This window comes from Tsukamurella sp. 1534, assembly GCF_000312385.1.
GTDB lineage: Bacteria > Actinomycetota > Actinomycetes > Mycobacteriales > Mycobacteriaceae > Tsukamurella.
The window spans coordinates 489871-516263 of record NZ_HE997626.1; the positions used below are offsets into that span (position 1 = coordinate 489871).

General features: G+C 72.0%; 25 protein-coding genes and 1 tRNA gene. 11 read left to right on the forward strand and 15 right to left on the reverse strand.

What is annotated here, in order from left to right; translation table 11 throughout:
• Nucleotides 1-85: 85 nt before the first annotated feature.
• Both BN39_RS02420 and BN39_RS02425 read left to right on the forward strand, forming a co-directional pair.
• Complete coding sequence (locus BN39_RS02420; RefSeq protein ID WP_051158933.1) at nucleotides 86-1390, forward strand: MFS transporter; 1305 nt, start codon at nucleotides 86-88, stop codon at nucleotides 1388-1390.
• Nucleotides 1387-2769, forward strand: a complete 1383-nt coding sequence (locus BN39_RS02425) for an LLM class flavin-dependent oxidoreductase (RefSeq protein WP_019200763.1) — start codon at nucleotides 1387-1389, stop codon at nucleotides 2767-2769. Before BN39_RS02420 ends, BN39_RS02425 begins: the two co-directional genes overlap by 4 nt.
• Here BN39_RS02425 and BN39_RS02430 read toward each other — a convergent pair.
• Entirely contained in the window at nucleotides 2756-3904 is a 1149-nt protein-coding gene (locus tag BN39_RS02430; protein ID WP_237741612.1) for a metallophosphoesterase, read from the reverse strand. The genes BN39_RS02425 and BN39_RS02430 overlap by 14 nt on opposite strands.
• Before the next feature lie 94 nt (nucleotides 3905-3998).
• Here BN39_RS02430 and BN39_RS02435 point away from each other — a divergent pair.
• Nucleotides 3999-4072, forward strand: a tRNA-Arg gene (locus tag BN39_RS02435).
• Between the two features lie 46 nt (nucleotides 4073-4118).
• On the opposite strand, the gene BN39_RS02440 is transcribed toward BN39_RS02435, so the two are convergent.
• The 4 genes from BN39_RS02440 to BN39_RS02455 all read right to left on the reverse strand — a co-directional run bounded on the left by BN39_RS02440 (nucleotide 4119) and on the right by BN39_RS02455 (nucleotide 7872).
• Nucleotides 4119-5702, reverse strand: coding sequence for a VWA domain-containing protein (locus BN39_RS02440; RefSeq protein WP_019200765.1), 1584 nt, complete (start codon nucleotides 5700-5702; stop codon nucleotides 4119-4121).
• Nucleotides 5703-5769: 67 nt separating this feature from the next.
• Entirely contained in the window at nucleotides 5770-6006 is a 237-nt protein-coding gene (locus tag BN39_RS02445) for an antitoxin (protein ID WP_019200766.1), read from the reverse strand.
• Between the two features lie 10 nt (nucleotides 6007-6016).
• On the reverse strand, nucleotides 6017-7126 hold the full coding sequence (locus tag BN39_RS02450; protein WP_051158935.1) for an MBL fold metallo-hydrolase: 1110 nt from the start codon (nucleotides 7124-7126) through the stop codon (nucleotides 6017-6019).
• An 11-nt stretch (nucleotides 7127-7137) separates the two neighbouring features.
• On the reverse strand, nucleotides 7138-7872 hold the full coding sequence (locus BN39_RS02455) for an enoyl-CoA hydratase (protein ID WP_019200768.1): 735 nt from the start codon (nucleotides 7870-7872) through the stop codon (nucleotides 7138-7140).
• 23 nt (nucleotides 7873-7895) lie between these two features.
• On the opposite strand from BN39_RS02455, the gene BN39_RS02460 reads away from it, so the two are divergent.
• A complete protein-coding gene (locus tag BN39_RS02460) occupies nucleotides 7896-8987 on the forward strand; it encodes an NAD(P)-binding domain-containing protein (RefSeq protein ID WP_086010257.1) in 1092 nt (363 codons plus the stop codon).
• 132 nt (nucleotides 8988-9119) lie between these two features.
• On the opposite strand, the gene BN39_RS02465 is transcribed toward BN39_RS02460, so the two are convergent.
• Entirely contained in the window at nucleotides 9120-9728 is a 609-nt protein-coding gene (locus BN39_RS02465) for a TetR/AcrR family transcriptional regulator (RefSeq protein ID WP_237741613.1), read from the reverse strand.
• 37 nt (nucleotides 9729-9765) lie between these two features.
• Here BN39_RS02465 and BN39_RS02470 point away from each other — a divergent pair, with 37 nt between their 5' ends.
• Nucleotides 9766-10575, forward strand: a complete 810-nt coding sequence (locus tag BN39_RS02470; RefSeq protein ID WP_040765764.1) for an alpha/beta fold hydrolase — start codon at nucleotides 9766-9768, stop codon at nucleotides 10573-10575.
• 116 nt (nucleotides 10576-10691) lie between these two features.
• On the opposite strand, the gene BN39_RS02475 is transcribed toward BN39_RS02470, so the two are convergent.
• Nucleotides 10692-11501: an aldo/keto reductase gene (locus tag BN39_RS02475; RefSeq protein WP_019200772.1), complete on the reverse strand. Its 810-nt coding sequence runs from the start codon at nucleotides 11499-11501 to the stop codon at nucleotides 10692-10694.
• Between the two features lie 99 nt (nucleotides 11502-11600).
• Between BN39_RS02475 and BN39_RS02480 the strand changes: the two genes are divergently transcribed.
• Entirely contained in the window at nucleotides 11601-13124 is a 1524-nt protein-coding gene (locus BN39_RS02480) for a carboxyl transferase domain-containing protein (RefSeq protein WP_019200773.1), read from the forward strand.
• Between the two features lie 17 nt (nucleotides 13125-13141).
• Here the strand turns inward: BN39_RS02480 and BN39_RS02485 are convergent, their stop codons facing one another.
• The 6 genes from BN39_RS02485 to BN39_RS02510 form a co-directional block, all read right to left on the reverse strand.
• Nucleotides 13142-13666, reverse strand: a complete 525-nt coding sequence (locus BN39_RS02485) for a DUF4333 domain-containing protein (RefSeq protein ID WP_081585890.1) — start codon at nucleotides 13664-13666, stop codon at nucleotides 13142-13144.
• An 87-nt stretch (nucleotides 13667-13753) separates the two neighbouring features.
• Nucleotides 13754-15004 (reverse strand): Nramp family divalent metal transporter, encoded by a 1251-nt coding sequence (locus BN39_RS02490; protein ID WP_081586028.1) that lies wholly within the window; start codon nucleotides 15002-15004, stop codon nucleotides 13754-13756.
• A 121-nt stretch (nucleotides 15005-15125) separates the two neighbouring features.
• Nucleotides 15126-15485 carry an FKBP-type peptidyl-prolyl cis-trans isomerase gene (locus tag BN39_RS02495; protein ID WP_019200776.1) on the reverse strand — a complete coding sequence of 120 codons (360 nt, stop codon included), beginning with the start codon at nucleotides 15483-15485 and terminating at the stop codon, nucleotides 15126-15128.
• Between the two features lie 50 nt (nucleotides 15486-15535).
• Nucleotides 15536-16834 carry a citrate synthase gene (locus tag BN39_RS02500; RefSeq protein WP_019200777.1) on the reverse strand — a complete coding sequence of 433 codons (1299 nt, stop codon included), beginning with the start codon at nucleotides 16832-16834 and terminating at the stop codon, nucleotides 15536-15538.
• Nucleotides 16835-16944: 110 nt separating this feature from the next.
• Nucleotides 16945-17850 carry an aldose 1-epimerase family protein gene (locus BN39_RS02505; RefSeq protein WP_019200778.1) on the reverse strand — a complete coding sequence of 302 codons (906 nt, stop codon included), beginning with the start codon at nucleotides 17848-17850 and terminating at the stop codon, nucleotides 16945-16947.
• Nucleotides 17851-17938: 88 nt separating this feature from the next.
• The gene (locus BN39_RS02510) at nucleotides 17939-18622 is read right to left on the reverse strand and encodes a TetR family transcriptional regulator (RefSeq protein ID WP_019200779.1); all 684 of its coding nucleotides are present in this window, start codon (nucleotides 18620-18622) and stop codon (nucleotides 17939-17941) included.
• A 111-nt stretch (nucleotides 18623-18733) separates the two neighbouring features.
• Between BN39_RS02510 and BN39_RS02515 the strand changes: the two genes are divergently transcribed.
• Complete coding sequence (locus BN39_RS02515; protein ID WP_019200780.1) at nucleotides 18734-19657, forward strand: SDR family NAD(P)-dependent oxidoreductase; 924 nt, start codon at nucleotides 18734-18736, stop codon at nucleotides 19655-19657.
• Nucleotides 19658-19755: 98 nt separating this feature from the next.
• Here the strand turns inward: BN39_RS02515 and BN39_RS02520 are convergent, their stop codons facing one another.
• A complete protein-coding gene (locus BN39_RS02520) occupies nucleotides 19756-20982 on the reverse strand; it encodes an MFS transporter (protein ID WP_019200781.1) in 1227 nt (408 codons plus the stop codon).
• 79 nt (nucleotides 20983-21061) lie between these two features.
• Between BN39_RS02520 and BN39_RS02525 the strand changes: the two genes are divergently transcribed.
• The gene (locus BN39_RS02525) at nucleotides 21062-22474 is read left to right on the forward strand and encodes an amidohydrolase (protein ID WP_040766428.1); all 1413 of its coding nucleotides are present in this window, start codon (nucleotides 21062-21064) and stop codon (nucleotides 22472-22474) included.
• Between the two features lie 165 nt (nucleotides 22475-22639).
• Here the strand turns inward: BN39_RS02525 and pdxH are convergent, their stop codons facing one another.
• Nucleotides 22640-23260, reverse strand: coding sequence for a pyridoxamine 5'-phosphate oxidase (pdxH, locus tag BN39_RS02530; RefSeq protein WP_019200783.1), 621 nt, complete (start codon nucleotides 23258-23260; stop codon nucleotides 22640-22642).
• 94 nt (nucleotides 23261-23354) lie between these two features.
• On the opposite strand from pdxH, the gene BN39_RS02535 reads away from it, so the two are divergent.
• The 3 genes from BN39_RS02535 to sepH are packed head-to-tail and all read left to right on the forward strand — an operon-like array spanning nucleotide 23355 to nucleotide 26393.
• Nucleotides 23355-24458: a citrate synthase 2 gene (locus tag BN39_RS02535; protein WP_019200784.1), complete on the forward strand. Its 1104-nt coding sequence runs from the start codon at nucleotides 23355-23357 to the stop codon at nucleotides 24456-24458.
• Nucleotides 24459-24460: 2 nt separating this feature from the next.
• Complete coding sequence (serC, locus tag BN39_RS02540; protein WP_019200785.1) at nucleotides 24461-25585, forward strand: phosphoserine transaminase; 1125 nt, start codon at nucleotides 24461-24463, stop codon at nucleotides 25583-25585.
• Between the two features lie 25 nt (nucleotides 25586-25610).
• Nucleotides 25611-26393, forward strand: coding sequence for a septation protein SepH (gene sepH / locus BN39_RS02545; RefSeq protein WP_019200786.1), 783 nt, complete (start codon nucleotides 25611-25613; stop codon nucleotides 26391-26393).

Below are 26393 nucleotides of genomic sequence, written 5' to 3' on the forward strand. Positions count from 1 at the left end.
CCGCGGCAGCAGGGTGTCCGAAGTGACTTCCGCGACCGAGACCCCGTCGAACCTCCGAGACCGCAGACGGGTGGTGGCCGCGTCGATGATCGGCACCACCGTCGAGTGGTACGACTTCTACCTCTACGGCACCGCCTCGGCTCTCGTCCTCGGCCCCTTGTTCTTCCCCCACGCCAGCGCCGCCGGCGGGACCCTGGCCGCGTTCGCCACGTACGCGGTCGGTTTCGCGGCCCGGCCGCTCGGTGGGGCACTCGCGGGACACTTCGGGGACCGGATCGGCCGCAGCACGGTGCTCGTCGCCTCGCTGCTGCTCATGGGGCTCGCGACCGTGGGGATCGGGCTGCTGCCCACATACGCGTCGATCGGACTCGCCGCGCCGCTGCTGCTCACCGCGTTCCGGCTGCTGCAGGGGGTCTCCGCCGGGATCGAGTGGGGCGGAGCGGTTCTGCTCACCGTGGAACACGCGCCCGCCCGGCGCCGCGGCCTGTACGGCGCCTTCCCGCAGACCGGCTCCGCGCTCGGCATGATCCTGGCGTCCTCGGCCTTCGCCGTCACCCGCGCCGCGTTCGGCGGCGACGCCTTCCTCGCCTGGGGCTGGCGGATCCCGTTCCTGCTCAGCGGGGTCCTCGTGATCGTCGGGCTGGTCGTGCGGCTCACCGTGGCCGATTCTCCCGAGTTCGTAACGCTCCGCGAGTCCGGCGGGGTCCGCCGGGCTCCCGTGCTCGACGTGCTCCGCCGGTACCCCCGCGAGGTGGCGCTCACCACCGCGATGCGGATCGGCCAGAACGGCCTGTACACGCTGTACACGGTGTTCCTGCTGACCTACATCACCCGCCGGATCGGCTCCGACGGGGCCTCGGTCGTGCTGGTCGCGACGCTCACCGTGTCCGTCCTCGGCCTGGCCTCGACCCCGCTGTGGGGCGCCCTCTCCGACCGCGTCGGCCGGCGTCCCGTGTACCTGTTCGGCGCGGTGTTCACCGTCGCGTTCGCCGCGCCCGCGTTCCTACTCATCGACACCGGGTCCGGCGCCGCGATCGTCGGGGCCTTCGTCATCGCGATCACGCTGGGTCACGACAGCCAGTACGGCCCGCAGGCCGCGTACTTCGCGGAACTCTTCCCGCTGGAGGTGCGCTACAGCGGGGCCTCCCTCGGGTATGCGATCGGCGCCGTCCTCGGCGGGGGCCTCACCCCGCTCATCGCGGCCGCCGCGCTCGACGCCGCGGGCGGACGACCGTGGTGGGTGGCCGGCTACCTCGCCCTCATCTCCGCGATCACCGCCGCCGCCGCGTTCGCCGCGCCCGAGACCGCGCCCGCCCGCGGCGGCACGGCCCCGTCGGGCGACACCGCGACACCGTCGGGCGACACCGACCGTCAGGAGGTCCCCGCGTGACCCGGATGATCCTCAGCGCCTTCGCGATGTCCTGCGTCGGCCATCAGTCCGCCGGCGTGTGGAACCGCGACGACGACGCGAGCACCCGGTACACGGACCTCGACCACTGGACCGGCCTCGCCCGCCTGCTCGACGACGGCGGCTTCGACGCCCTGTTCCTGGCCGACGTGCTGGGCACCTACGACGTGTACGGCGGCAGCCGCGACGAGGCGGTGCGGTCCGCGATCCAGGTGCCCGTCAACGACCCGATCCTCGCGGTCTCCGCGATGGCCGCGGCCACAACACATCTCGGGTTCGGCGTCACCGTGTCCACCACCTACGAACAGCCGTACGCCCTGGCCCGCCGGATGACGACGCTCGACCACCTCACCCGCGGCCGGATCGGGTGGAACGTGGTCACCGGCTACCTCGACTCCGCGGCGAAGAACCTGGGCTTCACCACCCAGATACCGCACGACACCCGGTACGACATCGCCGACGAGTACCTCGACGTCTGCTACAAGCTGTGGGAGCACTCCTGGGCCGAGGACGCCGTGATCCGCGCGGGCGGCGTCTACGCGGACCCCGCGAAGGTGCGCGACATCGGCCACCTCGGCGAGCACTACACCGTGCCCGGCGCCTTCCTCTGCGAACCGTCGCCGCAGCGGACGCCCGTCGTGTTCCAGGCCGGGGCCTCGCCCCGCGGGCGGCGGTTCGCCGCGCGGCACGCCGAAGCCGTGTTCGTCATCGGTCCGACCCCCGAGGCGGTGCGCGGCACCGTCGACGCCCTCCGTGCCGAGGTCGCCGCCGCCGGCCGGGATCCCCACTCCGTCAAGGTGATCGCGGGCCTCACCGCGATCGTCCGGCCCGACGCCTCCGAGGCGCGCGCCCTGCTCGACGACTACCGCGCGTCCGCGAGCACCACCGGCGCGCTCGCGCTGTTCGGCGGCTGGACCGGCGTCGACCTCTCCGGGCTCCCCGGCGACGCCCCGCTCACCCACGTGACGACCGACGCCAACCGGTCGGCGCTGGACCTGTTCACCCGCGACGCCGACCGCACCTGGACCGTCGACGAACTCGCCCGGTTCGTCAGCATCGGTGGGCGCGGGCCGGTGCTCGCGGGCGACCCGATCACCGTCGCCGACGAGTTGCAGCGCTGGCAGGAGACGGCCGGGGTGGACGGCTTCAACTTCATGTACGTCACCATGCCGGGCACGTTCGAGGACCTCACCGAGCACCTCGTGCCCGAGCTCCGGCGCCGCGGGCTGGTCCCGGACCGGCCCGCCGAACCCGGGACGCTGCGCGAGCGGCTCGGCACGGGCGACGGTGCGCGGCTGCCCGCCGGGCACCGCGCCTGGGACCTGACGATCCCCGCGACCGAACCCGTCAGCCCCGGCTGAGCTCCAGGACCGCGATCTCCGGCGGCGCGGCCACCCGCACCGGCGGGCCCCAGGCACCGGCGCCGCGGCTGGTGTAGATCGGCAGCCCGTCGACGGACTCCAAGCCCGCGAGCACGGGCTGCTGCATCCGCACGAAGAACCGGAACGGCCAGATCTGGCCGCCGTGCGTGTGCCCGGACACCTGCAGGTCCGCGCCGCGCGCGGCGAACTCCCGCGCCTGCAGCGGCTCGTGCGCCACCGCCAGCACGAAATCCTCGGCCGCGACCCCGGCCAGCGCGGCGACGTAATCCGGCGCCAGCGGCGCCTTCCCACGGCGATCGTTCACACCGACGACGGTGACCGCCGCCCCGCCGCGCTCGAGCCGGGCGGACTCGTTGAGCAGCGGCCGCACCCCCACCTCGCGCCAGCGCCGCACCCAGTTCGCGGCGTCGTCGGCGTAGTACTCGTGATTGCCGGTCACCGCCAGCACGCCCAGCGGCGCGCGCAGATCCTTCAGCGGCGCCAGGTCCTCCCCGATCCGCTCCACGGTGCCGTCGATGAGATCGCCGCCCAGCAGCACCACGTCGGGGTTCTGCGCGTTCGTCTCGTCCACCACGCGCTGCACGAACGACCGCGTCCGCACCGGGCCCGCATGGATGTCCGTGATGAGCGCGACCCGCAGCGTGCCGAAGCCCTCCGGCATCGACGCCAGACGCACCGGGGTGTGGGTGACCCGCGGCGACGCCGCCTCGACCAACCCGTAGCCGGTGGCCGCCACCCCGCCCACGATCCCCGTGAGGGCGATGCCCCGGAGGAGGCGCCGCGCACCGTCGGCCGTGGACGGGCGGATCAGGCGCACGATCCGGGCCGCGAGCCACACCACCAGCAGGACGATCGACGTGAGCAGCAGGTAGAAGACCACCGCCAGCCAGGTGAGACCGGCGGCGCTGATCCACCGCACCCCGTCGGGCGCGAGCGCGCCCCCGCCCGCCAGCAGCCCGACCGCCGAGCACAGCGTGAGGACCGCGGCCACCAGGACCGCGACGGTGCCCGCGCGGCGCGCGGCCCGCGTCTCCCAGCGCGCCACCACCCGTCGCTGCACCACGGCCAGCGCGGCGAGGAGCACGATCAAGACCACTGTGATGCCACTGGGCACGCGCTCATCCCCCGTTTGTCCGCCGCCGCTGCTACCGCAACTCCGGCGTCCGAATGTACCGGTTCGCGGAGGCGCCGCTAAACTGTGCCCGCACGCCCTCGTAGCTCAGTTGGATAGAGCGGATCTCTCCTAAAGATCAGGTCGCACGTTCGATTCGTGTCGGGGGCACTCCCGAGGGGCCGGGGCACGCCCGGCCCGACTTCCGCCCGCGGGGCTACTTGGCGCGCTTGGCGACGGCGGTGACGAAGTCGGTGAGCATCTGCTCCTCCGTCTCGGCCGACTGCGCGGTGCCGCCCGTGGCGTCCGCGATCCGCTTCAGCGCCGGCAGATCCGCGTCCTTGCTGATGCCGACGGTGTGGATGTTCACCGGGCGGGCGGGATCCACCAACTGGTTGAGCCGAGTCACCAGCCCGTCCAGGTCCAGGCCGCCGTTCTTCTCGTTCCCGCCGTCCGTGAGCAGGATCAGCGAGTTGGAGTACGCGGGATCGAAACCCTGCACCGCCCGCTGGTACGCGGCGAGCGTCGTGTCGTAGAGGCCGGTGCCGCCGGCCACCTTCGCGGGCAGCCCGTTCACCCCGTCGAGCAGGGCCTGCCGCTGGGACGTGTCGCCGCGCGGGGTGTCGAGGCGGGCCGTGGCCACCACCTCGGTCCAGTCGGGGCCGCCGCCGCGGCCCATCGAGAACGTCCACAGGCCCACCGAATTGGCGTCGGGGATCTGGGTGACCACCTTGGCGAAACCGTTGGCCAGCATCTGGATCCGGGTCACGTTCCCGGCCTTCTCCGCCATGGAGCCGGACGTGTCCACCACGACGAGGGCGCGCAGCGGGACCGCGAGAGTGGTGAAGGCCTGCACCGCGCGGGCCAGCTGAGCGCGATCGGGATCGGGCAGCCGCGCGACGGTGCCGACGCCGCCCTCGGGCTCCGGGGTGAGGTCGACGCCGCGGAGGCCGGCTCCGGCCAGGGCGTCGCGGCCCTCCGGGGACGTGAACGCCGACGCGAGGCGCTCGGAGCCGGTCCGCGCGGCGTCCGCGCGATCGGCCGGCGCGGTCACGGCGAGCACCAGCTCGTCGCGCGGGGCGCCCGTCTTCGGCACCGTCGCGGCGATGGCGCCGCCGGCCTTCTGCGCGGCGATGAACGCGTATTCGGGGACCACGACCACGCCGTCCTCGGCGGCGGCCGCGGACACGGGCTCCCCCGTGACCCGCTTCGCGGCCTGCGCGTACTGCGCCACCGCGACGGTGAGGGCCTGCTGATCGGCGCCCGGCCGCTGCGATTCCGAGACCGCGGCGGCCACCGGGGCCTCGCTGTGCGCGGAATCCGCCGGAAGGGCGCGGATGGTGGCGGAGGTGAGCGCCTCGAGCCAGGTGCCCGGCTGCGGGATCTTCGCGCCCGCGAGCACGAGCGGCGAGGAGGCGACGGGCGCGTTCGGCAGTTCGCGGCCCAGCTGCGCGCCGACGATGTCGACGCGGTTGCGCGTGGGGGCGAGCCAGAGATCGGGCGTGTCCCCGCCGCCGGCGAGGGTGCCCGCCACCTTCGCGTCCGCGACCTCGCGGACGGTGAAGGTGGTGCACCGGTCGGACGCCCGCCCCGCCTCCGCACGAGCGGCGGAGGCGAGGGCGGGGTCCGCCATCACGGTGAAGGTGTCGCGGTGGTCGCACGGGGAGACCTTCCCGCCGACGATGGCGAGGAGGCCCGCGATCAGCACGCCGACGAGGGCGAGCCCCAGGGCCGCGCGGGCCGCGATGCGGCCACGCGGCTTCGACGCCGGTTCTTCGCCCGGCGTGTGATGACGACCCATGAGACCGTGCCGCTACTTTCCGATGAAACCGTTGTGGGTGACGTCTCGAAGGAGCGGGGTCAGCGGGTTACTGCTGCGGAGGCCCCTGCGGATCGACGTTCTGCTGCCCGCCGCCCTGCTGGTTCTGCTGCCCGCCGGCCTGCTGACCGCCGGAGAACTTCTTCGCCGCATCCTGCGCCTTGTCGACGTGCGAAGAGTACTTCCCACCGGTCTTCTTGTCGACGAAATCGCCCGCTTTGTCGATGACCGCCGGGTTCTTGCCCAGTGCGGCCTTGGCCTTTTCCACGAGATTCTTGAAATCCATGCTGCTCAGGCTAGCCGAGACCGGCCCACCAGTCGTCGGCCCGACCGGTTCCTCCTCGTTCGTCCCGACTGTCCACCCGGCCGCCCGGCATGGGGATCACGGTGGTGACGCCGGCCTCCTCGGCCGCCGCGAGCAACCGTTCGACGGGCTCGGACCAGTCGTGGAACGCCAGATTGAACGTGGCCCAGTGCACCGGAACCAGCGGGGCGCCCGGCTTGGCGATCATCCGGTGGATCTCCACGGCCTCCTCCGGGTTGGTGTGCACATCGGGCCACAGCGGGTCGTAGGCGCCGATCGGCAGCAGCGTCAGGTCGAACGGGCCGAAGTGATCGCCGACCAGCTTGAACCGCTCCGTGAAGCCCGTGTCGCCGCCGAAGAACACCGCGTGGCTCGGCCCGACGAGCGACCAGGACGCCCACTGGGTGGAGTTGCGGGTGAGGCCGCGGCCCGAGAAGTGCCGCGCCTCGGTGCACACGACCTTGAGCTCGCTCGGACCGTCGGGCCCCGTGCTCCGCAGGACGTGCGCCTGGTCCCAGTCGAGCTCCACGATCCGATCCTCGGGGACGCCCCAGGCGCGCAGGTGCCCGCCGACCCCGATCGGCACGCAGAACGGCACGTCGCGGTCGCGGGTCAGCTCGTCGATGGTCGGCAGGTCGAGGTGGTCGTAGTGGTCGTGGCTGATGATCACCGCGTCGATCGGCGGCAGCGAACTCAGCGCGACCGGCACCGGGTGCAGCCGGGTGGGGCCGATCGTGGGCGAGGGGGACACCCGCTCGCCCCACACCGGATCCGCGAGCACCCGGAACCCGTCCACCTCGATGAGTACCGACGAATGCCCGTACCAGGTGACCGCGAGGTCCGAGGACTGTTCCGGGCTCGGGTGCGCCACCAGCGGGATCGGGCGCGACGGGCGGCCCTGGCCGTGCCGGGCGCGGCCCACCACGCCGCGGACGATCTTGCCCGCGTCGAACCGCTCGTGCGGGCTGTCCGGGTCCGTGTTCGTGTAGACGGTGTCGACCCGCGCGCCCATGGAGCGCCGCAGGCCCCGCGCCGCGCGGAGTACCGAGGAACCGGCCAGGGCGCTCGCCGCCCCCGCCGCGAAGACGGCGCCGGTGCGCAGGCCCGGCACCGTCAGCGCCCCGTGAAGTTCGGGTCGCGCTTCTCCATGCGCGCCATGATGGCCTCCTTGATGTCCTCGGAGTCCCACACGGCGTGCAGCCGGCCGGCCTCCTCGTCGGTGAGGGGCTCGCGCGCCACGTCGTTCTTGAACAGGGCCTTGTAGTTCTGCAGCGACAGCGGGGCCAGCTTGGTGATGCCGCGGGCGAACTCCAGCGCCGCCTCCCGGTCGCCGATGAGATTCGCGAAGCCCAGCTCCGCCAGCTTCTCCGCCTCGATCTTCTGGGCCGCCATGAGCACGCCGCGGGCGTGGCCGCCGCCCACCAGGTCCTCCAGCCGGCGCAGCGTCCACTTGTCGATGGTGACGCCGAGCTTCGCCGCGGGGATCGCGATCGACGCGCTGGGATCGAGCACCCGCAGGTCCGAGACCATCGCCATCTGCACGCCCGCGCCGTACGCCGGGCCGTTGAGCGCGGCCACGACGATCTGCTTCATCGACTCCACGCGCTGGTAGAAGCGGATCACGCGCTCCATGAAGTTCTTGTCCAGCACGGCGCCGGACCGGAGATCGGCGCCCGCGGAGAACACGGTGCCCTGGCCGGTGAGCACGATGACGAACACCCCGTCGGCCTCCGCGCGGTCGAACGCCGCCTCCAGCCCGTCCATGAGTTCGGGGTTCAGGGCGTTCCGAGCCTCGGGGCGTTGGAACTCGATGACGGCGAGCTTGTCCTCCAGCGTGTAACCGATCATGCCCGGCAATCTACGCTACTGATGTGACGCGCGTCGTAGTGGTCGGTGCCGGCCAAGCCGGTCTCTCCGCGGCATACTTCCTGCCCCGCTTCGGGATCGATGATTTCGTGGTCCTCGACCACAACCGGGGTCCGGGCGGCGCCTGGCGGCAACGCTGGCCCTCGCTGACCCTCCGGGCCGCGAACCACGTGCACGACCTGCCCGGGTGGGGCCTGCGCGAGGCGCTCGGCTGGGAGTGCGACGACATCCCCGCCGCAACCGGCGTCGCCGACTACTTCGGGGAGTACGAGAAGAAGTTCGCGCTGCCCGTGCAGCGCCCCGCCCACGTCGGGTCGGTCTCCCGCACGGGCGATCCCGGCCGGCCGTACCTCGTGGCGGGCCGCGCCGAGGACGGCCCGTTCGAGTACCGGCCCGGCGCGATCATCAACTGCACCGGCACCTGGGACAGCCCCTTCTGGCCGACGGTGCGCGGCGCACCGTCGTTCCGGGGGACGCAACTGCACGCGCACGACTACCGCACCGCCGAACCCTTCGCGGGGAAGACGGTGGCGGTGGTCGGCGCCGGGATCACGGCGGTGCAACTGCTACTGGAGATCTCGCGCGTCGCGGACACACTGTGGTTCACCCGCGGCGAGGTGCGGTGGGACGAGACGCCGTTCGACCCCGACAAGGGCCGGCGCGCGGTGGCCCGCGTCGACGAGCGGGTGCGGGCGGGTCTGCCGCCCGGGTCCGTGGTGTCCGTGACGGGGCTGCCCGTCAACGACGCCATCCGCCGCGGCATCGCGGACGGGGTCCTGGTGCGGCGCCCCATGTTCGCCGCGCTCACGCCCGACGGTCCGCTGCTGGCCGACGGGACGGGGGTGCACGCGGACGTGATCCTGTGGTGCACCGGATTCCGCTACTCGATGGACCACCTGGCGCCGCTGAACCTGCGCGCCCCGGGCGGCGGGATCGTGATGACCGGGCGGCTCGCGACGGAGGTCGCCGGGGAGCCGCGGCTGCACCTGCTGGGCTACGGGCCTTCGGCGTCCACGATCGGCGCGAACCGCGCGGGCCGCGAGGCGGCCCGCGCGGTGGCGGAACTGGTTGGCGGCGGCAGTCCGCCACGTGGGTGAGCCCCGACCGCTTGAGAACATGAGGTCTGCCGTGTTCAAGCCGCTCTCCGAATCTGTCCGATACGGACGCTCGACGGTCCCGCTCCGGCCGTCCGCGAGCCGCAGCCCAGCACAGCCGGCCCTGCCGGCGGTCTATGAAGACGCTTCCAGGATCGCCGCGATAGAGAAGTCGGCGATCCGCATGAGATCTCGCCGACCGACTCCGTCATTGGATTGAACGGAGAGTCCATGCCAGAGGGCCTGGATCGACGCCGCGAGAACCACAGCGGACACATGGGCCGCAATCTGCCCTTCGGTGCGGGCCCGCTCGATCCGTCTCCGCAGCAACGCCTCATTCGACCTATGAAGCTCGCGGAGGTAAACACGCGTGTCGATCACATCCGGGACATCCGACATCGCGGCGCTGCTCACGAGGCAACCGGGATGACGCTCGAGCGGTTGAGTGAACTCTTCGATCGACTGGTGGAGCACGTCGCGAAGAACCACTGCGATGTCTCGCTCGACGCACGCCGACTCGTATATCGCGCGATATCGCTCGGCGAACGTGCGAACGGCAACCTCGAACAATCCCGCCTTGCTGCCGAATGCCGCATAGATGCTCGACACCGACAACCCCAGGGCGGCGCTCAGCTCACGCGTCGACGTGCCGGAGTAGCCGCGCCGCCAGAACAGTCGCGCTGCCTCGATAACGGCGTCGTCCCGATCGAACTCCGGTGGGCGACCGACCGATCCACTATTCACACCTTGCATTATAGATCAAACGCTCCATAATAGATTTATGAAACGATCGATTCAGAAGTTCGTACGAGTTGATGACACCGACGGGGTATCGGTCGATATCTACGGCGATCCGGACGCACCCTCCATCGTCGTCGTTCCGGGAGTCATGAGCGACGCACAGAGTTGGCGGAACGTCGCGGAATCGCTGACGGCGTGGCCGTCCGTCGCTGTCGTCAATCGTCGCGGACGATATCCATCCACCCCGCTCAGTGACGATTACGGCCTGCACACGGAGATGGCGGATCTGCACCGTGTGCTCGACGCAATCGGCGATCCCGCCACACTGTTCGGCTGGAGTTACGGCGGGCTGATCGCGTTGCTCGTCGCACGCGAGCGGTCGATGGAGCACCTTGTCGCCTACGAGCCCGTCGCACCTGGATTCGGTAGCCACGCCCTTCCAGCGCTCCGCCGCGCCGCGGCCGATGCGGATTGGGGGCGCGTCGTCGAAATCATCAATCGCGACGTTTCGGGGTTCTCTCACGGATACGTCGAAGGACTACGCGCCGACCATGCAACATGGACCGAATTGATGCGTCTCAGCAAGCCACTCCATGCCGAACTCGAAGCACTGTCCCGGATCACCATCGACGGTCTCATCGGCGCCCAGGCGAACACGATCGACTTGATCATCGGCGCGAACAACGTCGGCGTTCCTCCGTACGGCAGCACATTCGAGAAGATCGCGGCGCACCTCCGCGGGAGTTCCGTGCACCACCTGGCCGATCAAGGCCACCTCGCCCACATCGAAGCACCCACCGCGCTGGCCCGTCTCATCGATGAGCTCGCCCCACCCCGCGTGTGTCCATAGCGATCAGAATCGGAGTAGCCCGGCAAACGAGGAACTTCACTGCGGCCGATCAACCGACGGATCCACGTGACGGCGCCGCGCGGGCCGCGAGGCGGCCCGCGCGGTGGCGGAACTGGTCAGCGGAGGTTGAAGGTCTCCGGGTCCGGGCCGAGCCGGGAGCCGGTGATCGCGGCGATGCGGGCGACCTCGTCGGCGGTGAGCTCGAAACCGAAGGCCTGGAAGTTCTCGGCGATCCGGGCCGGGGTCACCGACTTGGGGATGACCACGTTGCCCAGCTGGATGTGCCAGCGGAGGATCGCCTGCGCGGGCGTGACGCCGTGCGCGGCGGCGATCTCCGTGATCACCGGGTCGGACAGCGACTCGCCCTGGCCCAGCGGCGACCACGCCTCGGTGGCGATGCCGTGCTCGGCGTGGAAGGCGCGCAGCTCGTCCTGCGGGAAGCCGGGGTGCAGCTCGATCTGGTTGACCGCCGGGGTCTCCCCCGTCTCGTCGATGAGGCGGCGCAGGTCCCCGACGGTGAAGTTGCTGACGCCGATCGCCTTCGCGCGGCCCTCGTCGCGGATGCGCTGGAAGGCCTTGAAGGTGTCCACGTAGCGGTCGTGCTCGGGGACCGGCCAGTGGATCAGGTAGAGGTCCACGTAGTCGGTGCCCAGACGCTGCAGCGAACCGTCGAAGGCGGCGAGCGTCTCGTCGAAGCCCTGGTCGGAGTTCCACAGCTTGGTGGTGAGGAACACCTCGTCGCGGGCGACGCCGCTCGCGGCCAGCGCACGGCCGGTGCCCGCCTCGTTCTCGTACACCTTGGCGGTGTCGATGCTGCGATAGCCGACGCGCAGCGCCTCCGCGACGGCCGCCTCGGCGCCGTCGTCGGGTACCTGCCAGACGCCGAAGCCCAGCTGCGGGATGGTGGTTCCGGAATTCAGTTTCACATTCGGCACAGTCACCCTCCGCGCAACGCGACACCCGCCGCGCTTGTTCCCCCGGCGTTGTCCGCCTGCCCGTTTCCCACCGTCGCTAACCTGGGAGCCATGGCGATCACGGCGCAGGACCTCATCGACGCGATCCTCGACCGCGGCACCTTCACCACGTGGGACGGCCCCCTGGTGGACGTGCGCCCCGACGCCGAGTACGCCGCCCAGCTCGACCGCGCGCGGCAGCGCTCCCGCCACGACGAGGCCGTGATCACCGGCGAGGGCCGCATCCGCGGCCAGCGGGTGGCCCTCATCGCGTGCGACTTCGCGTTCCTCGGCGGCTCCATCGGGGCGGCCGCCGCCGAGCGGATCGTCTCCGCGGTGGAGCGCGCGACGGCGCTGAGACTGCCGCTGCTCGCGACGCCCACGTCGGGCGGGACGCGGATGCAGGAGGGCACCGTCGCGTTCCTGCAGATGGTGAAGATCTCCGCGGCCGTGACGCTGCACAAGCAGTCCGGGCTGCCGTACCTCGTGTACCTGCGCGATCCCACGATGGGCGGGGTGTTCGCCTCGTGGGGGTCGCTGGGCCACGTGACCGTCGCCGAGCCGGGCGCGCGGATCGGCTTCCTCGGGCCGCGCGTCTACGAGGCGCTGCGCGGCGAGCCCTTCCCCGAGGGCGTGCAGACCGCCGAGAACCTGTTCGCGAACGGCCTCATCGACGGGGTGGTGCCGCTGCGCTTCGTCCGCCTGCTGGCGCACCGCACGCTGCGCGTCCTCGCCGGGGACGCCGACGCCGACCCGCTGGCCCCCGACCTCGGGCTCCCCGAGGCCCTCACCCCCGCTCCCGACGGCGGATCCGCGTGGGACTCCGTGCGGATCAGCCGCGCGGCCGGCAGGCCCGGGGTGCGCGCGTTCCTGCGGCACGCGGCCACCGACCGGGTCCCGCTCTCCGGCACCGGCGAGGGCGAATCCGACCACTCGCTGCTGCTGTCGCTCGCCCGCGTGCAGGGCTACCCGTGCGTGGTGGTGGGGCAGGACAACGCGACGCACCGCGCCGAGCCCGACGGGGCCGCGACGCCCCCGCTGTTGGGGCCCGCGGCGCTGCGCTCGGCCCGTCGCGGCATGCGGTTGGCCGCGGAACTGGGGCTGCCGCTGGTGCTGGTGATCGACACCTGGGGCGCCGCGCTCTCCGCGGCGGCCGAGGAGGGCGGGCTGGCCGGAGAGGTGGCGCGCTGCCTGTCCGAGCTGGTCACGCTGCGCGTACCGACGGTGTCGGTGCTGCTCGGGCAGGGCACGGGCGGCGGCGCGCTGGCGATGCTGCCCGCGGACCGGGTGCTGTGCGCGCAGCACGCGTGGCTGGCCCCGCTGCCGCCCGAGGGCGCGAGTGCGGTGATGTTCCACGACACGGAGCACGCGGCGGAGATGGCGGAGCGGCAGCGGATCGCCGCCGCGGACCTGCTCGCCGACGGCGTGGTGGACCGGGTGATCCCGGAGCGCCCCGACGCGGCGGACGAGCCGACGGAGTTCTCCCGCCGGGTGGGTCTTGCGGTCAGTGAATCCCTGGCGGAACTCTCGCTCATCCCCGACTCGATCCGGATCAGCCGCCGGTTGGACCGGTACCGCTTCCTCGGCACCCGCTAGGCGGCTCGGTCCGTCCGTCAGGGCTCGACCGAGACGCTCCAGCGGACGTTCGCGTCGTCGACGGCGTTCACGGTCGCGATCACGTGCCCGATCCTGCCGCCGGAGGTGACCACGCACGCCCGGGTGGCCCCGACGGTGGCGGGCAGCGGACCGTCGCAGGCGACGGTGGCTCCCGGTCGCTGCTTCACGACCGCCTCGAGGGCGCGGGCCTCGAGGTCGGCCTCGGTCACCCGGCGGCCGGTCACCGGCTCGCCCGCGACGGTGGAGTCCCAGCTGACGTTGGTGCCGTGCACGCGCGTGACCACCAGGTTCACGGTGAACTTCTCGCCGCCGCGGGTGAGTGTGCAGGAGCGGGCGGCGCCCACCTCGGCGCGCAGGCCGCCGCCGCAGTCCAGGGCGTCCGACGGGGCGGCCGCCATCCGGGCGAGCGTCCCCGATTCCACCTGGTCGCGGCTCACCTCGGGCGGCGCGACGAGGTTCCAGGCCAGGGCGACCGCGACGTCGGCGCCGCCCAGAGCCACCGCCAATCCACGTATGGCCATCTTCCCGCCGTTTCCGCGAATGATCTCCGCGTTGTGACATCACTGAGTTGTGATAATTAAACCATGGCGGGTTTGATGTTTCAAAGGCTACGCAGCGCCTGTCGCCGTGAGATAGATCAGGGCGACGTTCAGGGCCACGATCAGCGCGGCGGCCGCCGCCGAGGCCCAGCGCAGCGGCGCACCGTCGGCGAACTCCCCCATGAGCGTCCGGTCCGAGGTGTACCGGCGCAGCGGCAGCAGCGCGAACGGGATGCCGAAGCTGAGCACCACCTGCGAGATCACGAGCGCCTCGGTGGGCGGGACGCCGAGGGCGAGGACGCCGATCGCCGGGATCATCGTGATCACGCGGCGGGCGAGCACCGGGATCCGCCGGCGCAACAGCCCGGCCATGATCGTCGAGCCCGCGTAGCTGCCCACCGACGTGGAGGCGAGCCCCGAGGCCAGCAGCCCGATCGCGAACAGGCCCGCGATCACCGGGCCCAGCGCGTCGGCGACGGCCGCGTGCGCGCCCTCGATCGAATCGGTGCCCTCCCGGCCGAACAGCGCGCTCGCCGCGAGCACCAGCAGCGCGATGTTCACCGCGCCCGCGATGACGAGGGCCAGCGACACGTCGACCCGGGTCACCCTCAGCAGCCGGCGCGCGCGGTCCGCCCGCCCCTCGGCCGGAGGCGCGCCGTGCCGGTCCACGACCAGGGCCGAGTGCAGATAGATGGCGTGCGGCATGACCGTGGCGCCCAGCATGGACGCGGCGAGCAGCACCGTCTCCGTGCCCTGCAGGCGCGGGACGAGTCCGCTGAGGAAGGCGGCACCGTCGGGCGGCGCGACCACGAGCCCGGCGAGGAAGCCGACCACGATGATCGCGAGCAGCCCCACGACGACCAGCTCGAAGCGGTACTGGCGGCGGCCGTCGGCGAGGGTGAGCAGCACCGTGGACACGACCCCGACGATGAGCCCGCCCCAGATCAGCGGCAGCCCGAACAGGAGGTTGAGCGCCAGCGCGCCGCCGATGATCTCGGCGATGTCGGTGGCGGCGGCCACCACCTCGGCCTGCCCCCAGAAGGCGAGGCGCGCGCGCCGGGGCAGCCGGTCGCCCAGTACCTGCGGCAGCGAGCGGCCGGTGACCACGCCCAACTTCGCGGACTGGTACTGGATCATCACCGCCATCACGTTGGCGAGCACCAGCACCCAGACCAGCAGGTAGCCGTAGGTGGCGCCCGCGGTGATGTTGGCCGCGACGTTCCCCGGGTCCACGTACGCGATCGCCGCGACGAACGCGGGCCCCAGCAGCATCAACGCGCGCGCGTTCGGCGCCTTCTGCTCAGTCGTCTGCGTCAGCACGAGCACAGGTTATCCGGATCTGAAGTTTCGGGCAACCGAAACCCTGTGCCGGCGCGCGGCCCGTGCATGCGCGAGGGCCCCGCACCGTCGGAAACGGTGCGGGGCCCTCGGCGAAGACTGTTTAGCTGACGCCCAGCAGATCGATGACGAACACCAGGGTCTTGCCGGACAGGCGGTGCCCGCCGCCGGCGGGGCCGTAGGCCAGGGCCGGCGGGCAGATCAGCTGGCGGCGGCCGCCGACCTTCATGCCCGGGATGCCCTCCTGCCAGCCGGCGATGAGGCTGCGCAGCGGGAAGTTGATCGACTCGCCGCGGCTCCACGACGAATCGAACTCCTCGCCCGACTCGAACTCGACGCCCACGTAGTGCACGTCCACGACGCTGCCCGGCTGCGCCTCGGCACCGTCGCCCACGACGATGTCCTTGACGACGAGCTCGGTGGGCGCGGGGCCCTCGGGGAATTCGATCTCCGGCTTGGTCAATTCAGCTCCCTTGATCAGGCGGTGCAGGTTGTCCCGACGAATCGGAGGCATCAGGCACCGGGGTAGTCACGGGCCGTGTAGCCCGTGTAGATCTGCCGCGGGCGGCCGATCTTGGTGGACGGATCCTCGTGCATCTCGCGCCAGTGGGCGATCCAGCCCGGGAGGCGGCCGAGCGCGAACAGCACCGTGAACATGCGCGTGGGGAAGCCCATCGCGCGGTAGATCAGGCCGGTGTAGAAGTCCACGTTCGGGTACAGCTTGCGCTCGATGAAGTAGTCGTCGCTGAGGGCCACCTCTTCCAGGCCCTTCGCGATGTCGAGCAGCTCGTCGCTGACGCCGAGGAGGTCGAAGATGCGGTCCGCGGTCTGCTTCACGATCGCCGCACGCGGATCGTAGTTCTTGTACACACGGTGTCCGAAGCCCATGAGCTTCACACCGTCTTCCTTGTTCTTCACCTTGTTCATGAAGTCCTTGGTGTCGCCACCAGCGGCCTTGATGTCGTCGAGCATCTCGAGCACCGCCTGGTTGGCGCCGCCGTGCAGCGGGCCCCACAGGGCGTTGATGCCGCCCGAGATCGAGGTGAAGAGGTTGGCGTTCGACGAGCCGACCAGGCGCACGGTCGACGTGGAGCAGTTCTGCTCGTGGTCGGCGTGCAGGATGAGCAGCATGTCGAGCGCCTTGACGATCTCCGGGTCGACCTCGTAGGGCTCGGCCGGGAAACCGAAGGTCATGCGCAGGAAGTTCTCGACCAGGCTCAGCGAGTTGTCCGGGTAGAGGAACGGCTGGCCGACGGACTTCTTGTAGGCGTAGGCGCAGATCGTCGGGAACTTCGCCAGGAGACGAATGGTGGAGAGCTCCACCTGCGCGGGGTCCTGGTGATCGAGGGAATCGGGGTAGTACGCGCTGAGGGCGTTGACGGCCGACGACACGACGGGCATCGGGTGCGCGTTGCGGGGGAAGCCGTTGAAGAACAGCTTGAGGTCCTCGTGCAGCAGGGTGTGCCGCTGGATCTTCGCGGTGAACTCCGCGAGCTGCTCGGGGCTCGGCAGCTCGCCGTGGATCAGCAGGTAGCTGACCTCGATGAAGGTCGACTTCTCCGCGAGCTGCTCGATGGGGTACCCGCGGTACCGCAGGATGCCCTCGTTGCCGTCGATGTAGGTGATGGCCGACTTGCACGACGCGGTGTTGACGAAACCACCGTCGAACGTGGTGTAACCGGTATCCGCGAGGAGCTTGCCGAGGGCGATGCCGTCGTTGCCCTCGGTCGCCTTCACGATCGGCAGCTCGGTCTGGCCACCGGGGTAGGCGACCGTAGCGTGCGCCGGCGTGGTGTTGTCATCGGTGGACAATGTTCGTATCCCCTCGCTGTAGTCGGCTGATAAAAAGCTACCTGGCTAAAACCTAGCGGTATCGCGGTTCGGAGCGACCGGGAGGGTGTCCCAGCGGCCCGAACTGCCCGTCATGCGATACCCCACGCGCAGGACCACACGGCGCCCGGCACGATACGCGCGACGTCGATCCCGGTGTGCAGCGCGTTGCCCGGGCCGGACATCGGCTCCACCGCGACGGCCCGCCCCGGGGCGCCGCCGGGGCCGCGCCCCGGGTACCCCTTCCCGTTGTCCGGGTCGGCGATGAACACCTGGGCCCACGACAGTTCCGGGCCGGCCCACAGTGTGGCCTCCCCGCCGGGTGCGCGCAGTGTGTAGCGGCCGCCCGCGCCGGTGAACGGGGTGTCGATCCGCACGCCGCGCAGCGACTTCGGTGCGCGGTAGTCGTACGCGGTCCCGTCGACGGTGCGCGTCGGCCCGTCGGGAAGGAGGCGTGCGTTCAGCGGCTGCCACCGCTCCGCGCCCAGTTCGAGGGTGCACTCGTCGACCGGGGCGTCGCCCACGCGGAGGTACGTGTGGAAGCCCACGACGAAGGGCAGGTCCTCGGCGCCGCGGTTCTCCGCCTCGAACCGGCAGGTGAGCCCGTTCTCGTCCACGACGTAGCGGATCCGCAGGTGCAGATCGAAGGGCCAGCCGGTGGCGCGCGGAACGTCGAGCACCAGGGTCACCGCGTCGTCCGCCACCTCCACGTCGTCCCAGTCCAGGGAGCGCACGAGGCCGTGGTTCGCGGTGCCGGTGTCCTCGTGGGTGACCTCGAGGCGGTGCACCCGCCCGTCCCAGGTGTAGATGCCGTCCTCGGTGCGGCCGGGCCACGGCGCGAGCACGACGCCGGCGGAGAGCGGCGGCTTCGCGCCGAGTTCCCAGGTCTCGGTGAGTTCCACGTCGCCGCGGCGCAGCCCCCGCAGGCCCGCGCCGGTTCGGGCGATCTCGGCGGTGTAGCCGCCACCGGCGATGGTGAACCCCGGTTGCACCGTCATGGGCGCAATAGTACGGGCGCGCCACGCGTCCCGTGCACGGACGACGGTGCCCGCACCCGCCGCAACGGTCTGCAACCCCCGGGCGCGCTCACGCCCCGGCGCCGGGCGCGGAGCGGGCGGCGGCGCCGGCGATCACGGTGGCGACGGCCGCGGTCAACGCGGGCACGAGGTCGACGTGCAGCGGCGCGAGCGTGGGATCCGCCGCGTAGGCCGCCGCGCAGGCGGCGCTCTGTTCGGCCTGGACGAACAGGGCGCCGGCGAGGGTCACGCCGAGCGCGCACGCCGCGGGCGCGGCCGGGCCGAGTTCGGGGATCGCCGCGGCGAGCGCCTCCGCGAGCTCGTCCAGGAGATCGCGGGCCGCGCGTTTGAATCGGAGCACGGCCTCGCCGGAGACGTTGCGCTCGAGGACCCCCGCCTGGACGGCGATGAGGCCGAGGAGATGCGGGTGCGCGGCGGCCGTGCGCGCGAACGCCGCCGCGTAGGCGTCGGTGCGGTCGGCGAACGACGTGGCCGGGTCGACCGCGGCGTCGACGGCGCGGCCCAGCTCGCCGACCCAGCCGCGCGAGCTGCGGGCGAGCAGTTCGAGCAGGATCTCCTCGCGGGATTCGAAGTAGCGCAGCACGTTCGACTTCGCCAGCCCCACTCTGCGACTGAGCTCGTTGAGCGTCAGATCGGCGACGGGCATCTCGGCGAGCATGGTGTCGGCGGTGGCCAGGATGGCCTCGCGCCGCTCCGCCCGCTGTTCGGGACTGCGCGCACGCTGGAAACTCATGCGGAGGATTTTACAGACCGATGGTCTATTGACACCAGACCGGCGGTCTTTTAGTCTCGAATCAACAGACCGGCGGTCTATTAACGCCGGATGAACCGAAGGAGACACCGCATGGGCACCACCTGGACCGAACACGACGTCCCGTCGCAGGAGGGCCGCGTCGCGGTCGTCACCGGCGCCAACACCGGCCTCGGCTTCGAGACGGCGCGCGTCCTCGCACAGCACGGCGCCGAGGTGGTGCTCGCCGTCCGCGACACCGCCAAGGGCGACGACGCGGCCCGTCGCATCACGGCCGCCGCCCCGGGCGCCACCGTGCGGGTGCAGCGCCTCGACCTGGGCTCACTCGCGTCGGTGCGCGACGCGGCCTCGGAGCTGCGGGCGAGCACCCCGCGGGTGGACCTGCTGATCAACAACGCCGGCGTCATGTACCCGCCCACACGGCAGACCACCGCCGACGGCTTCGAGCTGCAGTTCGGCACGAATCACCTGGGCCACTTCGCGTTCACCGCGCAGGTCATCGACCTGCTGCTGGACGTGCCCGGGTCCCGCGTCGTGACCGTCGCGAGCCTGGCGCACCGGATCCGCGCGGCGATCCACTTCGACGACCTGCAGTGGGAGCGTTCCTACGAGCGGGTCGCGGCGTACGGCCAGTCGAAGCTGGCGAACCTGATGTTCGCCTACGAGCTGCAGCGCCGGTTGCAGGCGCGGGCCGCCGAGAACGGCACCGTCGCCGTCGCGGCGCACCCGGGCATCGCGGACACCGAGCTGGCGCGGCACCTGCCGAAGGCGCTGCAGGTGGCGCAGGTGGTGACCCCGCTGTTCTCGCACGACGCGGTGCACGGCGCGCTCCCCCAGCTGCGCGCCGCCACCGACCCCGCCGCCCTCGGCGGGCAGTACTACGGCCCCGACGCGATCGGCGAGCGGCGCGGGGCTCCGAAGGTGGTGGCCTCGAGCGAGCAGTCCTACGACCTCGGCCTGCAGCAGCGGCTGTGGTCGGTGTCCGAGGAGCTCACCGGCGTCTCCTTTCCCGTGTGACCCTCTCCCCGCTCGCGAAAATGCACTACACAGCGCGGACGCGGCCATAATGGCCGCGTCGACCTTCTCCAGCGAATTTTCGCGACGCGGGCGGGGCCTCAGCGGGTGACGCGGTAGCGCACGAAGGCGGGCACTGCGAGCGCGGCGAGCACCACGAACACGATCACCAGCACGCCGCCACCCGCGGCGGCCACGGCGGCTCCCGCGGTCGCGGCCGCGGCGCCGTGCGCCGCGTCGCCGATGCGGGGCCCGCCGGCCACGACCACGGTGAACACGCCCTGCAGCCGGCCGCGCACGTCGTCGGTGGCGGCCTCCTGCAGCATCGTGGTGCGGAAGGCGGCGGAGAACATGTCGGCCGCGCCGCCCAGCGCGAGCAGCACCAGCGCCGCCCACAGCCAGCTGAAGTGGGCGGCCACGCCGAAGCCGCCGATCGCGGCACCCCACAGAACGATCATCACCACCACGGCGAGCCCCTGCCGCGACACCCGCGACGTCCAGCCGGAGAGCACGCCGCCGAGCACGGCGCCCACGGACATGGCGGCGAACAGCGCGCCGAACACCCAGCCGCCCTCGACGGGGTCGCCGAAGTTCTCGTGGGCGATCTGCGGGAACAGCGCGCGGGGCATGCCGAAGACCATCGCGATGATGTCCACCACGAAGCTCATGAGCAGCACCTTGTGGCCGGCGAGGTAGGCGAACCCGTCGAGCACGGAACGCAGCCCCAGGTTCTGGCCGCGGTCCTCGGGCCGGATCGACGGGAGCTTCCACACCGCCCACAGCGTGAGCAGCAGCGAACACGCGTCGAGCGTGTACAGCCAGTGCACGCCGATCACCGGGATGAGCGGCGCGCCCAGCATGGGGCCGGCGATGGCGCCGAACTGCATCACCGTCATGTTGAGCGAATTCGCCGCGGGCAGTTGTTCGGGCGGCACCAGCCGGGCGTAGATCGCCGACCGGGTCGGCTGGTTCACTCCGAAGAACGCCTGTTGCAGGGCGAACGCGAATAGGATCAGCCACACGTTGTTCGGCAGCACGGCCAGCAGCAGCGCCGTCCCGGCGAGCCCCAGGGTGGTGCCGATGATCACCAGCCGGCGATCCAGTGCGTCCGCGATGGCGCCGCCCCACAGCCCGAACACGACGAGCGGGACCAGGCCGAACACACCGGTCAGGCCCACATAGGCCGACGATCCGGTGATCGCGTAGATCTGCGCGGGCACGGCGACGGCGGTCAGCTGGGCGCCGATGACCGTGACGATGCCCGTCCACCACAAACGCCGGTAGTCGGGGTTCTGCAGCGGCCGCGTGTCGGCCAGAAGTCTCGGCACCCGAAAGATCCTACGACTTCCTCAGGACCGCGCGCGAGCCGATTCCCCGGCGCGGGCGGCACCCGCTAGCGTGTGCCCGGTGAGGCTCGAGCGCGCCCGGATCGACGGGGACCGGCTGGTCGACGTGGACGTCGACGACGGCGTCGTCACCCGCCTCTCCCCCGCCCGCTCGACGGTGCCCGCCGGCGACGTCGTCGACCTCGACGGCCGCCGCCTGATCCCCGGCCTGTGGGACGAGCACGTGCACGTGCGCACCTGGGCGGTGTCCACCCGCCGGATCGACGTGCGGCCCGCGACCAGCCCCGAGGAGGTCGCGGCGATCGTCCGCGCCGGGCTGCCGCACGCCGATCCGGGGCTGCCCGTGGTGGCGGTGGGGATGCGCGACGGGCTGTGGGGCAGCGCACCGTCACGCCTGCTGCTCGACGAGATCGCCGACGACGTGCCCGTCATGGTGATCAGCTCGGACCTGCACAGCTCCTGGTCGAACGCGGCGCTCGGCCGGCTGCTGTCGATCGACCTGGACCACACCGGGATGCTGCGGGAGGCGGCGAGTTTCGCCGCGGCCACCCGCGTGGAGGGGCTCATCGCGGACCGGGCGGACGGCTGGGTCGGCGAGGCGCTCGCGGACGTCGGGCGACGGGGCGTGGTCGGCGTGGTGGACCTCGATTTCGACGATGCCGTGGGCGCGTGGGGCCGCCGGGCGGCGCCGCCGGTGCGGGTCGACGCGGGCGTGTACCCGCGCGACCTCGACGCCGCCGAGGCCCGCGGCGCGGCCACCGGCGTCCCGGTCAACGGGCTCGTCCGGGTGGGCCCGCTCAAGGTGATCACCGACGGTTCGCTGGGCACCCGCACCGCGTACTGCCACGCGCCGTACCCCGGCACCATGGACCGCGGCACGCTGGAGGTGCCGCCGGAGGAGCTGGCCGAGCTGCTCCGGCGCGGCGCCGCGCTGGGGCTCGCGCCGGCGATCCACGCGATCGGCGACGCGGCGAACGCGCTGGCCCTGGATGCGTTCGCGTGCACCGGGATCCGCGGCCGGATCGAGCACGCGCAGCTGCTCACGGAGCAGGACCTGGCGCGGATGGCGGCGCTGGGGATCGGCGCGTCGATCCAGCCGGAGCACATGCTCGACGACCGCGGGCTGGTCGCGCGGTTCTGGGGCGACCGCGCCGCCGACGCGTTCCGGGTGGGCTCGCTGCTGGCGGCCGGCGTCGACGTGGTCTTCGGTTCGGACGCGCCGGTGACGCCCCTCGACCCGTGGCTGGCGATCTCCGCGGCCGTGACCCGCACCCGCGACGGGGCCCCGCCGTGGCAGCCGTGGGAGGCCGTCGACGTGGAGACCGCGCTGCGGCTGTCGGCGCGGAGCCGGATCGCGGTCGGCGAGCCCGCGGACCTGGCCGCCCTCGGCGAGGATCCGGAACCGCACCGGCTGCGCACGATGCCCGTCGACCTCACGATGGTGGCCGGCCGCATCACCCACTCCACCCTCTGAACCCGCTCCACCCTCTGAGCCCGCTCCGCCCCGCCGCGCACCCCGCCTCCTGACTTAACAGCGTTAGTTGCAGACGTTTCCGCAGGACGCGATCTGGGCTAACGCTGTTAAGTCAGGCAGGGCGCCGCCGGGGGCGGCGGGGCGGCGGGGCGGCGGGGGCGTAGGTCACGGCTGGAGGCGGACGGGGCGGAAGTCGGGGGCGGTGAGGCGGACGCGGTTGTGCACGCGGTTCTCCCGGCCCTGCCAGAACTCCACCACCTCGGGGGCGATGCGGTAGCCGCCCCACTCGGGCGGGACGGGCACGTCGGCGCCCTCGAACCTGGCCTCCACCTCGGCGAACCGCTCGGCCATCGCGGCGCGGCCGGCGACGGGCCGCGACTGATCCGAGGCCCAGGCCCCGAGCTGCGATCCGCGGGGACGCTCGGCCCAGTACGCGGCGGTCTCCTCCGCGGTCACCCTGGTCACGGCGCCGCGCACGTGCACCTGGCGGTGGATCGCGATCCACGGGAAGGTCACGGCGGCAACCGGATTCGCATCCACGGCGCGCGCCTTGTCGGAGCCGTAGTTGGTGTAGAAGACCACGCCGCGCTCGTCGAGCCCCTTGCACAGCACGGTGCGTGTTGCGGGCATCCCGGCCTCGTCGACGGTGGCGAGCACCATGGCGTTGGGCTCGGGCGCCCCGGTGGCCACGGCCTCGGCGAACCAGGCCCGAAACACGGGGACCCAGCCGCCGGCCAGATCCTCCGGCTGCAGGTCGAAGGCGTCACCGTCGTACTTCTCGCGCATCGCAGACAGGTCCACGGAAGCAGGCTACCCCCGCGCACCGCCCGCGTTCCCGCGGCCGATCCGCCGCCGGCCGCCGGACACTAGGCTGCACACCATGACTGAGATTCCGGGCGGGCTCGAAGGCGTCGTCGCGTTCCCCACCGAGATCGCGGAGCCGGACAAGAAGGGCGGCGTGCTGCGGTACCGCGGCGTCGACGTGGCGGACCTCGTGCGCAACCACGTCACCTACTCGGAGGTGTGGGGCCTCCTGGTCGACGGGGAGTGGGGCAACCCGCTGCCCGCGGCCGAGCCGTTCCCCCTGCCGATCCACAGCGGCGACGTGCGCGTGGACGCGCAGGCCGGGCTCGCGATGCTGGGACCGCTGTGGGGCTTCGAGCCGCTGCTGGACATCGACGACGCGACCGCGCGGGAGAACCTGGCCCGCGCCTCGGTGATGACGCTGAGCTTCGTGGCGCAGTCGGCCCGCGGCCTGGAGCGGCCCGCGGTGCCGCAGCACGTGATCGACCGATCCCCCACCGTGACGCACCGCTTCATGACCCGCTGGCACGGCGAGCCGGACCCCGATCACGTGCGCGCCATCGACGCCTACTTCGTCACGGCCGCGGAGCACGGGCTGAACACGTCGACGCTGACGGCGCGGGTGATCGCGTCGACGGGGGCCGACGTCTCGACGGCGCTGTCCGGCGCGGTGGGCGCCCTGTCGGGCCCACTGCACGGCGGCGCACCGTCGCGCGTGCTCCCGATGCTCGACGAGGTGGACCGCACCGGGGACCCCCGCAGATCGGTGACGGACCGGCTGGACCGGGGCGAGCGGATCATGGGCTTCGGGCACCGCGTGTACCGGGCCGAGGACCCGCGGGCCGCGGTACTGCGCGAGGTGGCGCGGGACCTGGGCGCGCCGCGGTACGAGGCGGCGGAGGCGCTGGAGCGGGAGGCGAACGCCCTGTTCGCGGAGCGCCGGCCGGACCGCGCGATCTCCACGAACGTGGAGTTCTGGGCGGCGGTGGTGCTCGACTACGCGGGTGTGCCGGTGCGGATGATGCCGGCCATGTTCACGTGCGCCCGGACCGCCGGCTGGTGCGCGCACATCCTGGAACAGAAACGGGCGAACAAGCTGATCCGCCCGTCGGCCCAGTACACCGGCGTCGGGGCGCGGCAGCCGGAGGACGTGCCCGGATGGGACACCATTAGGCTTTAGCCATGACGATCGAGATCCCCGCCGCGCTCAAGCCCGTCGACGGTCGCTTCGGTTGCGGCCCCTCCAAGGTCCGCCCGGAGCAGCTGCAATCGCTCGTCGACACCGGGGCCTCGGTGTTCGGCACCAGCCATCGGCAGAAGCCCGTCAAGGACGTGGTGGGCCGTGTCCGCGAGGGCCTCAAGGATCTCTTCTCCCTCCCCGAGGGCTACGAGGTGGTGCTCGGCAACGGCGGCACCACCGCGTTCTGGGACGCCGCGGCGTTCGGCCTGATCCGGGAGCGCAGCCAGCACTTCACCTACGGCGAGTTCTCCTCGAAGTTCGCCTCGGTGGCCAAGAACAACCCGTTCATCGGGGACCCGGTCGTGGTGTCGAGCGATCCGGGCTCGGCCCCCGAGCTGGTCGCCGACCCCGCGGCCGACCTCATCGGCTGGGCGCACAACGAGACCTCGACGGGTGTCGCGGTGCCGGTCAGCCGCCTCGCGGGCAGCGAGAACGCGCTCATCGCGATCGACGCCACGTCGGGCGCCGGCGGCCTGCCGGTGAACGTCGCCGACACCGACGTCTACTACTTCGCGCCGCAGAAGTGCTTCGCCGCCGACGGCGGCCTCTGGGTCGCGCTGATGAGCCCCGCCGCCCTGGCGCGGGTGGAGGAGATCAAGGCGTCGGGCCGGTTCACCCCGGACTTCCTGTCGCTGCCCATCGCGGTCGACAACTCGGGCAAGAACCAGACGTACAACACCCCCGCGCTGGCCACGCTGCTGCTGTTCGCGAACCAGATCGAGTGGCTCAACGGCAACGGCGGCCTGGACTGGGCGGTCGCGCGCACCAAGGACTCCAGCGACCGGCTGTACCAGTGGGCGGAGGCCAGCGAGTTCGCGACGCCGTTCGTCACGGACCCGGCGCTGCGCAGCCAGGTGGTGGGCACCATCGACTTCGACGAGAAGATCGACGCCGCCGCCGTCGCGAAGACGCTGCGCGAGAACGGCATCGTCGACACGGAGCCGTACCGCAAGCTGGGCCGCAACCAGCTCCGCATCGGCATGTTCCCGGCGATCGACCCCGAGGACGTCACCGCGTTGACGAAGTGCATCGATTTCGTGGTCGAGCGCGTGTCTAACGACGCGTAACGATTCGATAACCTACCCTGAATTCATGCAGGAACTGCGGGTAGTGGGACTGGACGACGACGGGACGTCGGTGGTCTGCGAGGGCCCCGCGGGACGTTTCCGCCTGCCGATCGACGACACCTTGAAGGCCGCGGTGAGCGGCGAACTGGGTCGCGCCGGGGAGGGCACGCAGACCGAGCTCGAGCTCGGCTCCGACCTGTCCCCGCGGGACATCCAGGCCCGGATCCGGGCGGGGGCCACGGTCGACGAGATCGTGGACCTGACGGGTGCGCCCGCGCACCGGATCAAGCGGTTCGCCGGCCCGGTGCTGCTGGAGCGGTCGCGGGCGGCGGAGATGTCGCAGCTGGCGCACCCGGTGCGCGGCGACGGCCCGATGCAGGCGAATCTCGCCGACGTGGTGCGCTCGGCGCTGGCCGAGCGCGGCCATTCCGACACCACCGAGTGGGACGCGTTCAAGGGCGCGGACAACCGCTGGGTGGTGCGGATCGGCTGGAGCGTGGGCAAGTCCAGTAACCAGGCGCACTTCCGGTTCGCGCCGGGCGCGCACGGCGGCACGGCGATGCCGGTCGACGACATCGCGCGCGAGCTGCTCGATCCCGATGCGCGGCGCGCGCTGCGCAGCATCGAGCGGACCGTCGACGAGGAGCCGATCCTCGAGGAGCCGCTCCGGGCGGTCGGCGACGATTCGGCCCGCGGTCCGCAGTCCGCTCCGGAGGCCCCGCACGCGGCCCAACACGGGCGCAAGCATCCCGAGATGCCGTCCTGGGAGGACGTGCTGCTCGGGGTCCGCAGCGGGAAGAACGGGTAG